A 12,917-nucleotide genomic window follows, 5' to 3' on the forward strand; every position below is an offset into this window, starting at 1 on the left:
CCGGATTATGGCGCTTCGTAAGAGAAGCGCCATTTTTTTTGCTCATCCAGCGCGTCATGAAGGGCTTGGGTGGCTCGTTCAAGCAGGAGTTCCGGCGAAGAGTCCTGATCGTTTGGTTCCCGGCTGATCAGGCCAATATACAAAGGCAAATGCATCGGCGGGTCTATCAGTAAGGGAATCCCGTGTGCTGTCATGCGTTCTGCGCGTTCGGCCATGGCAAAACGATCCCCGCCGTCCATCCAGAGTGCGAAGGTATTCCCGCTGAGACGCGCGATGGCGTCAGTCGGACGGACGGCTTTGCGTAGCAGCGCGATGCATTGGATCAGTGCCTCTTCTCCAGCCTGAAAGCCGATATTTTGGGTAATGTCTGTCAGGCCGGGAACGTATGCGACCATCAGTGTCGCGGGTAGACATTCCCGATCCAGGCGGGGAGTACGCCTTTTCATTTCATCTTTCAGGCCATCCCAATTCAAAAGATTGGAAGCGAGGTCGTAATGGCATTCTTCCAGGACGCGCCGATGAAGAGCGTCATGCTCCTGTGTGGCGGCGATGAGAGACATGACAGTCTGGAGAAGTTCAATGTCTTCTTGAGACCAGAGTGTCTTTTTCCAGCAGATCAAGCCGAGCGGAGACTGGCTGCGAATGGCTTCGCAAATCAGAACCGCATACTTCGCATCCGCTGAAAACCGGATGGCAGCCAGGCTTGGGACGAAAGTATTTTCCTGCAAACACTCCTGCAAACCCTGCGGGAATGGGGCTGACTTATGAAGAATACTGTCGTCTGTTGGTGGCATAAAGGAGCTGAAGAGAAGAGTATCAGCCTGCAACTCCTCCTGAAGAATTGTGAGGGCAGCAGCGATGCCCAGACGCGGTAGAATGGCCTGGCGCATTGCCGTCAGAACCTTCCGGATTACAGGTAGCGGCGTGGATGTAGACTCCTGCCGCATAAGAGGATCGGGAAGACGCAGTCCGGTATCAGGGTGTGCCATAGAGGCTCCAGGCTGGTGATGAGGTAAAGTCAGCCCTGCAGCTTAGGGCGCAACGGGTTAATCATTCCATGGAACGGCTTTGAATGGGTCAGAAACGTTCTTCGCCGGTTTCTGAAGCAGGATGCCCCTGTGTTTTTTCATAGGCTTAATAGGTTAACGGAAGCTTAATGGGTGAGGTGATCTGGCTGAAAGGGGAAAGAGCCGTTGACAGGTAAAGCCGGGGAACGCATGGTCCGGCGGTTTTCTGCTCCTTTTCCGGATGGTTCTGATGCCTCACGATACGCTTCGCACCGCCATTGACGCTCTTTGGGAGCGTCGTACCACTCTGAACGCACAGACAGACGGAGAAGATCGCGAGGTCATCGAAACCGCGCTTAAAGGTCTTGATGCCGGTACGCTGCGTGTCGCTGAGCCGAGCGAAGATGGCTGGGTTGTGCATGAATGGCTGAAGAAGGCTGTTCTGCTGTCTTTCCGCCTGAATGACAGCCGCGTCATGGTTGGCGGTTGTGGTGGCCAGCCGGCTTTTGACAAGGTTCCTCTGAAGTTCGAAGGCTGGGATCAGTTCCGTTTTGCGGAAGCCGGTTTCCGTGCGGTTCCGGGCGCGATCGTTCGTCGCTCGGCTTTCATCGCCCCGAATGTTGTTCTGATGCCAAGCTTCGTGAATGTTGGCGCGCGCGTTGACAGTGGTACCATGATTGACACCTGGGCGACCGTCGGGTCCTGCGCGCAGATTGGCAAGAACTGCCATATCAGTGGTGGCGCTGGCATTGGTGGCGTTCTGGAGCCGCTCCAGGCTGCTCCGGTCATTATTGAAGATGACTGCTTCATCGGTGCACGTTCGGAAGTTGCTGAAGGCGTGATCGTGGAGAAGGGCTCTGTTCTTTCCATGGGCGTATTCATCGGTGCGTCCACGAAGATTGTGGATCGTGCGACGGGTGAGATCTTCATGGGCCGCGTTCCAGCTTACTCTGTCGTCATTCCAGGTACACTACCGCCGAAGGAGCCGGGTCAGCCATCTCTGGCCTGTGCTGTGATCGTCAAGCGCGTTGACGAGCGTACGCGCTCCAAGACGTCCATCAACGAACTCCTGCGCGACTGAGTCATGCCGACCCCATCTTTCCCAAGTGATCCTGTTGCTCTTGCTCAGGATCTGATCCGTTGCCAGTCCGTCACGCCTGCCGATGATGGAGCGCAGGCTCTTCTGGCCTCGGTACTGGAAGGGATGGGGTTTGAGGTCACGCATCTTCCTTTTGGACCAGAGGATGCGCCGACCCCGAATTTTTATGCCCGGATCGGGACGGGAAGTCCGTCTCTCTGTTTCGCAGGACATACGGATGTTGTTCCCCCCGGTGAGGGCTGGGTGCACGATCCGTTCTCTGCCGAAATCCATGATGGCCGTCTCTATGGGCGTGGCATTGCGGACATGAAGGGGGGCGTGGCCTGTTCCGTTGCAGCTATCGCCCGATTTCTGGAAAGCCGTCCGCTCAAGGGATCGATTTCTCTTCTTATTACGGGGGATGAGGAAGGTCCGGCGCATTTTGGCACGAAGCCCGTCATCGAATGGCTGGCCGCGCGGGGGGAAGTGCCGGATTTCTGCCTGCTGGGTGAGCCAACCAACCCTTCCGTTCTTGGTGATACCATCAAGATTGGCCGTCGCGGCAGCATGAATGCTGAAATTACCGTCCGTGGGGTGCAGGGGCATGTGGCCTATCCCCATCTGGCGGATAATCCTGTTCATCGTCTTCTGGCGGCTCTGACTGAACTGACAGGCTGCTGCCTTGATGAAGGGACGGAATGGTTTTCACCGTCGTCTTTGCAGGTGACGAGTGTCGATGTCGGGAACCCGGCGACGAATATTATTCCGGCTGATGCGCGGGCTCGCTTGAACATTCGATTCAATGACAGCCATACGGGAGATGGTCTGGCGGGCTGGATTCGGGACGTTGTAAGCCGTCATGCGCCGGACAGCGACGTGAAGATCGAGATCAGCGGCGAGGCATTCCTGACGCAGCCGGGACCGGCTGTGAACTGTCTGGAACAGGCTGTTCAGGACGTGACGGGACGTCGCCCGAAGCTTGATACGGGTGGCGGAACATCCGATGCCCGTTTCATTTCTCAGTACTGTGCTGTTGCAGAGTTCGGTCTTGTGGGTGCGACCATGCACAAGCGGGACGAGCATGTTGACGTTTCGACCCTTGAAGACCTGACCCGTATTTACCTGACGTTCATGGAAAGATTTGGCCTGTGACCCCAGACCGCCCGACTGGCATGCCTCCAGCAGGGGGGATGAATGTTCCGCTTGGCGTGTGGCTTCTGGGTCGAGGGCGTGGGATTGGGATCAACTGTTTCGCGCCTGGCATGCAGCCGCTTATGGCGGCGCTGGCGCCGACTGTAGCGATTGCGCTGATCGGAATTTTCGGGGCCTTTTTCATGCCCGCAGAGCAGCGCGGGCTGCGGCTGACACAGGCGTTGGTGCAGTTGGTCTGCACGCTGCTTCAGCTTGTGGTGTCCGAGCGTTATGCGGCCTATGCCGGGCGTAAAGGGCTTTGGTCCCGTTATGCAACGGCTTCTCTGTGGTGTGCGTGGCTGCCTCTGCTGATGATGATTATGGCGCAGGGCGTGATGCGGATGGTCATGCCCGGTAGTGCTTCGTCTCCCGCAGCAGTTGCGGGAGTGGCAGCGGGTGTGCAGCTCTACAGTCTTTGGCTAACCTGGTATGTCACGCGCGTTGGCCTGATGATGACGGCGTTGCAGGCGGTCATCATGACGGTTCTGCAGACACTCAGTGCGCTCTTGCTGTTCGGTCTGCTTTGGCTGCTTCCGCCGCACTACAACGCTCTTGTTGATCTGTTCGGGGGCGTTTGACGTCTTAGGCGAACGGATCTTCAGGGTAGCCGACGCCTGTCAGGCATAAGCCGTCTGGCGGGGATGTCGGCCCTGCGGCACAGCGGTTTTTCGCTTCTAGAATGTCCCGCATTTTTTCTGCTGGCCACTGGCGTGATCCGACCATGACGAGTGAGCCGACCATATTCCGGACCTGATGGTGCAGGAAGGATCGGGCTTGTGTATCGACAAGGACGAGGTCACCCTCACGGTGGATTTTTAAAACATCCAGAGTACGGACCGCGCTTTTGGCCTGACAGGCGATGGCCCGGAAGGATGTGAAATCGTGCGTTCCGAGCAGGAAGTTCGCACCGTCCTGCATGAGATCCACGTCCAGAGGTCGCTTAACGTGCCAGACATGGTTTTCCTGCAAGGCGGGGCGTGCCTGACGGTTGAGGATGGTAAACCGGTAGCTGCGCCACGTCGCGGAGAAGCGGGCGCTCCAGTCCAGAGTGACGGGCGCGGCCTGAAGCACGACGACGGGGTGGGGCTTAAGGTAATACCCCATGCCATCGCGGATCTGACGATCATTGATCGGCGCATCCGCCGGGAAATCGAGATGGATCACCATGCCGGAGGCGTGGACGCCTGCATCCGTGCGCCCCGCTGTGATGCTGGAGACGGCACGGCCGCCGACCAGTTTCGAGGCAGCAGCCTCAATCAGGGTCTGGATGGAGAGGCCGTCTTTCTGGCGCTGCCAGCCGACGTAATTTGTGCCGTCATATTCAATCTTTAAGGCCCAGCGTGCGATGTCGTCCTCAGCCAAGACGGGTCCCCTTCGGGACGGCTTGTCCTCGTACGAAATCGCTGGCGTTCATCATGCTGCGTCCGGGTTTCTGAATACGCTCGATGCGGAGCGCGCCGGTGCCGCAGGCAATCGTCAGAGCGTCATCAATGGCAGTCCCCGCGTCGGAGCCGGACTGTTCAGGCACGGGTGTTGCGGCACCAATCTTGAGCACCACATCATCCAATGTCGTGAATGCGCCGGGCCATGGGGTCAGGCCACGGATCTGACGGTCAATCTCTTCGCAACTGCGGGACCAGTCGATCCGCCCATCTTCCCGCTTGAGCATATGCGCGTAGGTCACGCCCTCTTCAGGCTGGGGGGCGGCGACAGGCTGTTCCTGCAAGGCGCGAACGATCAGTCGCCCACCGATTTCCGCCAGACGGTCATGTAGCGTGCTGGCTGTGTCGGACGCACTGATGGGAGTGGCTTCTTCTAGCAGCACGGCGCCGGTGTCGAGGCCTTCATCCATCTGCATGATCGAGACGCCGCTCTGGCTGTCTCCCGCAACGATTGATGACTGGATCGGGGAGGCACCGCGCCAGCGGGGAAGGAGGCTGGCATGGATGTTCAGACAGCCGAGACGGGGCGCATCGAGCATGGCCTTGGGCAGGATCAGCCCGTAAGCCGCGACGACGGCAGCATCGGCGTTGAGCGCGGCAAAAGCTTCGTGCTCTGCCATGTCCTTGCGGACGCGTGCAGGCGTACGGACGTCTATTCCAGCAGCTTCCGCCGCTTCATGGACAGGCGAGCGACGCACAGCCTTGCCGCGCCCTGCGGGGCGGGGAGGCTGCGTATAGACCGCAACGATCTCGTGTCCTGCGGCCATGAGGGCATGCAGGGCCGGGACCGCGAAATCCGGCGTGCCCATGAAGATCAGACGCATCGGTGATTAACGCCTTCCCAGCTTCTGCTCTTTGGCAAGGCGGCGCATGATCATGTTGCGCTTGAGCGTGGACAGATGATCCACGAACAGGACGCCATCCAGATGATCCATTTCATGCTGGATGCAGGTCGCCAGAAGGCCATCCGCATCCCGCTCGATGATCTCGCCGGCAAGGTCACGGTAACGGACGCGGATCGATTCGGGGCGGATCACTTCGGCATACTGGTTCGGCAGGGAGAGGCAGCCTTCTTCCCGGACGGCCATCTGCTCGGAATCCGTGACGATTTCCGGATTGATCAGAACCATCGGCTCGCGGGGTGCATCTTCCTCGGCGACATCCACGAGGGCAAAGCGCATGCCAAGGCCGACCTGCGGCGCGGCGAGGCCGATGCCGGGGGCCTTGTACATGGCGGAAAACATGCCTGGAAGCCGCTCACGCAGGAACGCCATGTCTTCCGCGCGCACTTCGCGGGCGACCTGACGCAGCACGGGGGCCGGGGCAATCAGGATCGGGGTCGGGGGCACCGCATCGATGCCGGACAGGAAATCGAATTCGCTCATGCTCTGCGATGTAGCGAGGGTGAGGCTTTTGTGCCAGTCCTGAGGGGCATTTCCCAAGGCAGAACTTGCATCTTTGGGGTGCTCCACCATATCCTGTGCTGATGTCAGGTGCCTCATGGAGGGTCTGATACCCATTGTCTCGCTCATGGAGGAGGCTCAAGCCCTATGTCCGGTCGTCTGTTTACGTCACCCATGTTTCTTGGTTTCGATCATCTTGAGCAGATGCTTGAGCGCGCGTCCAAATCTACGTCCGACGGTTATCCGCCCTACAATATCGAACAACTGAGCCAGACAGCCCTGCGGATCACGCTGGCTGTGGCGGGGTTTGTGATGGATGATCTTCAGATCACGCAGGAAGACAACCAGCTTGTGATCCGTGGTCGCCAGACAGATGACAGTCAGGGCCGCGTGTTCCTCCATCGTGGGATTGCTGCACGGCAGTTCCACAAGGCGTTCGTTTTGGCGGAAGGCATCGAAATTGGTGGGGCTTGGCTTGATAACGGCCTGCTGCATATCGATCTTCTGCGTCCCGAGCCGGAAGTTCGCGTAAAGCGGATAGCCATCACGCAGGGTCGTCGGACGACAGGCACGCCTCAGACTGTGCAGCACGAAGTCGTTCCGCCCGTGGTCAAGCCACGCCGGGCACGACCGGTGCGCGATCTTGACGACGAATAAACCGTTTTTTGACAGCTTGTATGTTTTAACCTGACTGGCGCCAGAGAAGCCCACAGGTTTCAGTAAGGATCAGGAATTGAACAATCCGTTCGAAAACAGTGATGGGCACGAAGAGGCGCTCCCGGCAGATCTGAGGCGGATCACGGGACCACAGCTTCGTACGCTGGGCATGTCTCAGCTCGCCTATGTGAGATCCGTCATGCATGACGGTGAGCTGATGGTGGCAATCCATGCTGCCGATGGCACACCCATGGCCGTGGCAGATGACGAGGAAAGCGCCATGGACGCGATCCTCGAACATGAAATGATTCCTACTCTTCTTCAGTAAGGTTCAGGCGTGAGCACCAATCCCGACATTACTCGTCATCTTGAAGAAAACCGTCTGGCCGGTGTCGTGACCCATAACGGTCTGGCCTATCTGGCCGGGCAGGTCGCGGATGACGCTACGCTGGATACGGAAGGCCAGACAGCTGACATTCTGCGCCAGATCGACGCGCTTTTGGCGGATCTGGGTACGGACAAGACGCGTATCCTGTCTGTTCAGATCTTCCTGACCGACATCAACGAGATCGGGAATATGAACAAGGCCTGGGATGTGTGGCTGGATAAGGGGCACAAGCCTGCCCGTGCTACCGTCGAAGCCAAGCTGGCTGATCCGGAATGGCGGGTGGAAATTACGGCGATTGCTGCCCTGCGCTGAACAGAAAGCAGCGCCTCTCAATAAAAAAAGCGGTACGGCCGACGAGGGCTGTACCGCTTTTTTTTGTTTCTCCGGGACCATTCAGATCCCAACCTAAGCGTTATTCAAACGTCCCAGAGACGGAGACAACTGCAGCGAAGCCTGTGCCGACGCTATAGGTTGGCTGGGACGCGGAGAGTGTTTTGCCATAGACGCCGCGTGTTGTTGTGGCATTGCCAGAGAAGCCGTTGACCTGTGCCAGATAGTGACTGTCCCCGACATTCATGAGGCTCAGCATGGCTTTCGGGCGGACCCGACCAATTTTCGGAAGGTAGCGACCCAGCGAAATATCGGACGTGATGTAGGATGGAATGGATTGGTCGTTCATCAGCGTTGCGTACTGGGAGTCCGTATAGCGCAGGTTGAAGTTCGCGAAATTAGTACCGTCGTCGTAGGTTAGGCCCAGAGCGCCGGTGAATTTTGGGGATGCGACTTCCTGCTTGCCCTTCGTGCGGAGATAGTCGCCCTGATAGGCGATGTTGTTGCCGACACGCGTATGCATGAACTGCCCGGACGCATAGGCGCTGATATGGTGCCAGGGACGCGTTGAAATTTCAGCCTGCACGCCTTGTGCACTTTCGCCACCCGCGTCGATCGGCTGGCTGATCATGATGGTGGAGTTGGGGAGATACGAGACGCTGGTGATCTGGTGATGCGTCAGGTTGTAATTGAACAGCGCCACGTTCAGCATGATATCGCCCGAATGGCGGTACCCGATTTCCTCGCCGATCATGTATTCCGGCTGAAAATTAGCCAGCGGAAGTGAAACAGCATTCGCGCTTGTGAAGCTGTAAACCGGAACCTGTGCCTGGAAGGAAGACGGTGCGCGGTAGCCGGTCGTGCCGTTCACGTAAATCTGGTTTTTCGGATCAAACTGGTAGCTGATCAGGACCTGAGGGATGGGAACAAACATGTTCTCCACGGACTTGAAATTGGCTCCTGGCAGATCCTGACTGAAGCTGCGGGAGATCATGTTGGCACGCAGGCCTGCGTCGATGGTCAGGCGGTCATGGAAGAGTTTGACCTGGTCTTCCAGGCCGATGGCGTTCAGTTGCTGGAAGCCATTGATGTTGTACTGACTGACAGACACGTTGTTGAAGGCCGTCAGGTAGCCGTTATTTTCCGTGTACTGACCGGATGCGTTGACCGGATAATGGTTCTGATATTCGGTATGAACCGCATAGGAATACCAGTAGGAGAGCTTCAGCGTGTTGAAGCCGCGATGCCATGCCCCCACAAGATTGATGCCGCTGGACGTCTGGACCCATGGGTGAATACTGATGGCCGTAACATTCCCTGTCTGGCCTTCATACCCGTTCAGGGATGAATACTGCTGGGTGCCAACATAGCCGTTGGATGCCGGAATATTGACGCCGTAATTATTGGGACCAAATGTCTCGATGGCATAGGGTTCTGCATCAAGCGTCAGGCCATGTCCGAAATCGAAATGGTTTTTCAGCGCCCCTACCACGGCATTCGTTGCTTTGGTGTTGAGCTTGTAATAGAGCGTGTCGCCCTTCGTATATGTTGCGTGCGTGTTGTAGCCAGTACCGTATGTTTTCCACTGTGCCAGCGTCGGGTAGAGCCATTCGGTCTGGTTGGCTTTGTTATATCCAAAAATCAGTTCGGAACTGCTTTTGGGAGCCCAGCGCTTTTCGATGGCGGCGTCCACATGCCAGCGATCCATCTGGCCCGGACCGCGCCAGAGATTGGCGCTGGAATAAGAGCCGGATGCAAAAGCCCGAACGCCACTATGCCCGATTTCACCCGTGTCGAACCGGACGAACTCTTTGTTTGTGCTGTGCGTGCCGCCGGAGGCTTCCGCATAGGCTGTCATTTTGTCTGCGGGATGGCGCAGGGACAGTGTCATCTGAGCGCCATCGGCGTTATAAACTGGCGCTGTGAGATCTGATGATCCTTGGCTAACCGAAACAGATCCCAGGTTCTCGTTATCGACCATGGCGGACGTATAAGCGCCATAGGTGAATGGATCGGCGAGAGGAATGCCTTCATACACCATGCCGATCTGCGTCTGATCCAGACCGCGGATATGAATGGTCTCTGCCGTTGTGCTCAACGGTCCTTCGTTAGTGGCCTGCACGCCGGGTAGGCTGGATGCCAGAACGCCGGGCGTAACGGTCGGGGCCTGTTTGGAAATATACTCCTGAGTGATGGCGCTGATGGTTTTGGCTTCCGTATGATGTACCATCATTCCACCGCCCAATACCCGGCGGCTGGCATGGATGCTCATGCTCTCGGCTGAATGGCCTTCCAGATCATGGGGTACTTTCGGTGCAGCTTTTGGAGCAGGGGCAACAGGCGTCTGTTTGATCTGATTTTTCCCGGCGTGATGGACGCGAGCTTGAGCCGGACCGGTGCTGCAGACCAATGCTGGAACGAGTGCGGAGGCACAAAGCAGATAAAAAGAACGTCTTTTGTAGGAAGGCATCGTTATTCCATCACACGGCACGTTTGGCTTGGGGCCGCCTCCCGGAAGGAGGCACGGGTGGAACTACGGACGCTTCCAGATCATTTCAAAGGATGTTTTTATGACTGTGGAATGAAACAAATAAGTCATCATCATAAAACGTTCAAAATATTACAGTTGTCATACGTCTTGGAGTGCTCTGTCATCGCGCCGCCTCTGACAAATGGATGACGTCACATGAACCGCTTTGCGTACGGACTGTTTTTTTCTTTTCTTGGCCTTTCATCTACTGCTTTTGCCGAGGGGTTTCCGAATGATTTACACCTGAATCAGGTTCAGATTATTGGAACCCACAACAGTTATCGGACGGATATTTCGCCTGCTACGTTGAAATGGCTCCAGGCTGTGTCCCCGAAAGCCGCAGAAGCGCTGGATTACAAGCACACAACATTAGATCGACAGCTTGATAGCGGTGTTCGTCAACTCGAAATCGATATTTATGCCGATACTCAGGGCGGCCAGTACAGTCATCCAAAGGGACCAGAGTGGGAACGTAAAAGCGGCATTACTCCCGATACTGATCCGGCGTCTGCTGCTGCCATGCAAGGTACCGATTTCAAAGTCATGCATATTGTAGACATTGACCAGCACTCGAACTGCGAGCCTTTCAGCAAATGTCTTCAGATCATTCGGAAGTGGTCAGATGACCATCCTGAGCATTTCCCGATCTTTATTGATATTGAAACAAAACAGGACATTCCGTTTAAAAGTGACAAGCTGACTTTTACGGTTCCTGAGACATTTACGCCTGTAACTTATGATCGTCTGGACAGGGAAATCACGGATATTATCGGTCGTGATCATCTTCTGATTCCTGATGATGTTCGGGGGACGGCCTCTTCGGTCAATGAGGCGATCCGAACCAAAGGCTGGCCGACACTGGCGTCTGCGCGCGGCAAGATCATCTTTGTGCTGGATCGTCCTCAGGATACGGCCCGTTATGTGTTGAACCACTCGGGTCTGAAAGGGCGCGTTTTGTTCACGAATGGTCGACCGGGTGATCCGGATGCGGCTTATACGGAGGTCAATGAAGGGTTCGCTGGTCAGAAAGGCGCGTCTTTTGATAACGCTGAGGCTGCTCGGAAAATCCCGGAACTGGTGCGACAGGGTTATCTCGTGCGGACACGAGCAGATGCCAACACGATTGAGGCGCGCCAGAATGATCTGAGCCGCCGGGAGGTCTCTTTCAAGAGCGGTGCCCAGATCATCAGCACCGATTATCCGGCTATCGAGCCTGCGCAGTGGCATGATTACAAGGTGCAGTTTGCCAATCAGGCAGTTGCTCGATGCAATCCGGTCAATGCGCCCAAGGACTGTCATGACGGCGCATTGATTAAGGACTGAATTTTTCAGGCTCGCAGATTATGAAGGGCGAGCAGATGCTTGCCCTTTTTTGTAGATCAGAGCGTGGCGTCGAACACGACGTGTTCTGCCGTTTCGTCGCCGCTTTTCATGCAGTACGCCGCGAACATTGCAATCACGACGAAGCATCCCATCGGAACAATGTATGCAAGCTGCATGTTTCCGCCGGTAGCGTCTGAGATGTAGCCTTGCAGAAGCGGAAGAATGCCGCCGCCACTGATGCTCATCACCAGAATGGAGCCGCCATATGCGCGGTCATGACCAAGTTCATCGACCGTCAGGCCATAGATGGTTGGCCAGCACGGACCCAGCAGTCCACTGACGAGGATGGCCGCGTACACAGCCGTGAAGTCATGCACCATGACTGCATAGCCCAGCGCAACGATGCAGAGCAGGCTGTAGACAAACAGAACCCGCGCCGGGCGTGCGTGCCGCATGAAGAAGTTGGCTACCAGCTTGCCGATAAAGAACGCGCAGAATGAGGCGATCAGGTACACTGAGGCCTGTCGTTCGTTAATGTGCCCCAGACGCATGGAGAGGCGGATGATGAAACTCCAGACCCCAACCTGAGCGCCGACATATAAAAACTGTGTCAGGATACCGAGGACGAAGCGCTTGTTAGCGAACAGACGTTTGAGAGCCCCGGTCGTATCCAGTTCGTGGCTACGCTGCTGATCACGTCCTTTGCAGGCCGGATAACGTGTGACGCCAATGGCGATCATGACGACCAGCAGCACCCCAAGGATATAGATGTACGGCTCAAGAGTGGCGTGGATCATGCCAAGCTGATGCTGCCAGGCCTGAGCGGCTGGCATGGCGGAAAGCTGCTCACGAGACAGATCGCCATCCTTGAAAATCAGATAGGCGCCCATGCTGGACCCGAGAATGGCGCCAATTGGCTGAAACGCGCTGGCAAAGTTCAGGCGATGCGTTCCGCGTCCCGGAGGGCCGAGCAGGGTGCAATAGGTATCGGCAGCAGTCTCAATGAAGACCAGTCCCGCTGCGACGACAAAAAGAGCGACGAAAAAGATCTGGTATGTCGCGAAGTGAGCGGCGGGGAAGAACAGGCAGCAGCCGATCAGGTATAGGAACAGCCCCAACTGGATGGACCATTTGTAGCTGAAACGCTTGATGATCATACCTGCTGGAATGCCGAGCACGAAATAGCTGATGTAGAATGAGAACTGCACGAGGGCGGACTGGAAATCCGACAGCATGAAGGCTTTACGGAACTGCCCGATCAGCACGTCATTGAGGCTCATTGCACAGCCCCAAAGAGAGAACAGACAACAGAGCAGCCCAAAGGCCAGCAATGGTGTGCGGTTCAGGTAAAAGCCGTCCGGAAGCTGGACGATAGGGTCAGATTTGGCCACAGATTGCCTCACGGAACTGGATTGAGCGCTAAAGATAAAAATCGCCCCCTTCACGCCGGTGTCAGCATGAAGGGTATGGGTTTGTTGTTATATTAAGTGCACATATCACACATATAATGTTTTAAAAGCGCTATTCCCTGATTTGTTCAATGTCTTGGCTTTTTGAGGGGATCACAT

Annotated in this window: 13 protein-coding genes; 7 read left to right on the forward strand and 6 right to left on the reverse strand. The window is 56.4% G+C overall.

Going from position 1 to position 12,917, the window contains the following annotated elements:
- Window positions 1-5: 5 nt before the first annotated feature.
- Window positions 6-989: a GGDEF domain-containing protein gene (locus HKD32_RS02160; RefSeq protein ID WP_082905288.1), complete on the reverse strand. Its 984-nt coding sequence runs from the start codon at window positions 987-989 to the stop codon at window positions 6-8.
- Window positions 990-1,257: 268 nt separating this feature from the next.
- Between HKD32_RS02160 and dapD the strand changes: the two genes are divergently transcribed.
- Genes dapD through HKD32_RS02175 form a run of 3 tightly spaced genes read left to right on the forward strand, consistent with a single transcriptional unit; the run spans window position 1,258 to window position 3,854 of the window.
- A complete protein-coding gene (gene dapD / locus HKD32_RS02165) occupies window positions 1,258-2,088 on the forward strand; it encodes a 2,3,4,5-tetrahydropyridine-2,6-dicarboxylate N-succinyltransferase (RefSeq protein ID WP_061929215.1) in 831 nt (276 codons plus the stop codon).
- A gap of 3 nt (window positions 2,089-2,091) precedes the next feature.
- Entirely contained in the window at window positions 2,092-3,237 is a 1,146-nt protein-coding gene (gene dapE, locus HKD32_RS02170) for a succinyl-diaminopimelate desuccinylase (protein ID WP_061929217.1), read from the forward strand.
- On the forward strand, window positions 3,234-3,854 hold the full coding sequence (locus HKD32_RS02175; protein ID WP_061929219.1) for a hypothetical protein: 621 nt from the start codon (window positions 3,234-3,236) through the stop codon (window positions 3,852-3,854). The genes dapE and HKD32_RS02175 overlap by 4 nt, the downstream gene beginning before the upstream one ends.
- Before the next feature lie 4 nt (window positions 3,855-3,858).
- Here the strand turns inward: HKD32_RS02175 and truA are convergent, their stop codons facing one another.
- The 3 genes from truA to def are packed head-to-tail and all read right to left on the reverse strand — an operon-like array spanning window position 3,859 to window position 6,103.
- Window positions 3,859-4,638 (reverse strand): tRNA pseudouridine(38-40) synthase TruA, encoded by a 780-nt coding sequence (truA, locus tag HKD32_RS02180; protein WP_061929221.1) that lies wholly within the window; start codon window positions 4,636-4,638, stop codon window positions 3,859-3,861.
- Entirely contained in the window at window positions 4,631-5,542 is a 912-nt protein-coding gene (gene fmt / locus HKD32_RS02185) for a methionyl-tRNA formyltransferase (RefSeq protein ID WP_061929223.1), read from the reverse strand. The genes truA and fmt overlap by 8 nt, the downstream gene beginning before the upstream one ends.
- Window positions 5,543-5,548: 6 nt before the next feature.
- Window positions 5,549-6,103 carry a peptide deformylase gene (def, locus tag HKD32_RS02190; protein WP_167347205.1) on the reverse strand — a complete coding sequence of 185 codons (555 nt, stop codon included), beginning with the start codon at window positions 6,101-6,103 and terminating at the stop codon, window positions 5,549-5,551.
- A gap of 165 nt (window positions 6,104-6,268) precedes the next feature.
- Here def and HKD32_RS02195 point away from each other — a divergent pair, with 165 nt between their 5' ends.
- From HKD32_RS02195 to HKD32_RS02205, 3 genes are all read left to right on the forward strand, one after another.
- Window positions 6,269-6,778, forward strand: coding sequence for an Hsp20 family protein (locus HKD32_RS02195; protein WP_061929225.1), 510 nt, complete (start codon window positions 6,269-6,271; stop codon window positions 6,776-6,778).
- Window positions 6,779-6,854: 76 nt separating this feature from the next.
- Complete coding sequence (locus HKD32_RS02200) at window positions 6,855-7,106, forward strand: DUF1150 family protein (RefSeq protein ID WP_010501299.1); 252 nt, start codon at window positions 6,855-6,857, stop codon at window positions 7,104-7,106.
- Window positions 7,107-7,115: 9 nt separating this feature from the next.
- Complete coding sequence (locus HKD32_RS02205; protein WP_010501302.1) at window positions 7,116-7,478, forward strand: RidA family protein; 363 nt, start codon at window positions 7,116-7,118, stop codon at window positions 7,476-7,478.
- 100 nt (window positions 7,479-7,578) lie between these two features.
- Here HKD32_RS02205 and HKD32_RS02210 read toward each other — a convergent pair whose 3' ends face one another.
- Complete coding sequence (locus HKD32_RS02210; protein WP_061929227.1) at window positions 7,579-9,966, reverse strand: TonB-dependent receptor; 2,388 nt, start codon at window positions 9,964-9,966, stop codon at window positions 7,579-7,581.
- A gap of 216 nt (window positions 9,967-10,182) precedes the next feature.
- Between HKD32_RS02210 and HKD32_RS02215 the strand changes: the two genes are divergently transcribed.
- Window positions 10,183-11,349: a phosphatidylinositol-specific phospholipase C1-like protein gene (locus HKD32_RS02215; protein ID WP_061929229.1), complete on the forward strand. Its 1,167-nt coding sequence runs from the start codon at window positions 10,183-10,185 to the stop codon at window positions 11,347-11,349.
- A gap of 56 nt (window positions 11,350-11,405) precedes the next feature.
- Here HKD32_RS02215 and fucP read toward each other — a convergent pair whose 3' ends face one another.
- Window positions 11,406-12,740, reverse strand: a complete 1,335-nt coding sequence (fucP, locus tag HKD32_RS02220) for an L-fucose:H+ symporter permease (protein ID WP_010501308.1) — start codon at window positions 12,738-12,740, stop codon at window positions 11,406-11,408.
- Window positions 12,741-12,917 lie beyond the last annotated feature (177 nt).

This window comes from Gluconobacter japonicus, assembly GCF_015244665.1.
Taxonomy (GTDB): domain Bacteria; phylum Pseudomonadota; class Alphaproteobacteria; order Acetobacterales; family Acetobacteraceae; genus Gluconobacter; species Gluconobacter japonicus.

Excerpts from the sequence above, each read along its gene's own strand:
- dapE (WP_061929217.1), top strand. The coding sequence starts at position 2,092 with ATGCCGACCCCATCTTTCCCAAGTGATCCTGTTGCTCTTGCTCAGGAT.
- fmt (WP_061929223.1), bottom strand. The coding sequence starts at position 5,542 with ATGCGTCTGATCTTCATGGGCACGCCGGATTTCGCGGTCCCGGCCCTG.
- dapD (WP_061929215.1), top strand. The coding sequence starts at position 1,258 with ATGCCTCACGATACGCTTCGCACCGCCATTGACGCTCTTTGGGAGCGT.
- HKD32_RS02160 (WP_082905288.1), bottom strand. The coding sequence starts at position 989 with ATGGCACACCCTGATACCGGACTGCGTCTTCCCGATCCTCTTATGCGG.
- def (WP_167347205.1), bottom strand. The coding sequence starts at position 6,103 with ATGAGCGAATTCGATTTCCTGTCCGGCATCGATGCGGTGCCCCCGACC.
- HKD32_RS02215 (WP_061929229.1), top strand. The coding sequence starts at position 10,183 with ATGAACCGCTTTGCGTACGGACTGTTTTTTTCTTTTCTTGGCCTTTCA.
- HKD32_RS02210 (WP_061929227.1), bottom strand. The coding sequence starts at position 9,966 with ATGCCTTCCTACAAAAGACGTTCTTTTTATCTGCTTTGTGCCTCCGCA.
- HKD32_RS02195 (WP_061929225.1), top strand. The coding sequence starts at position 6,269 with ATGTCCGGTCGTCTGTTTACGTCACCCATGTTTCTTGGTTTCGATCAT.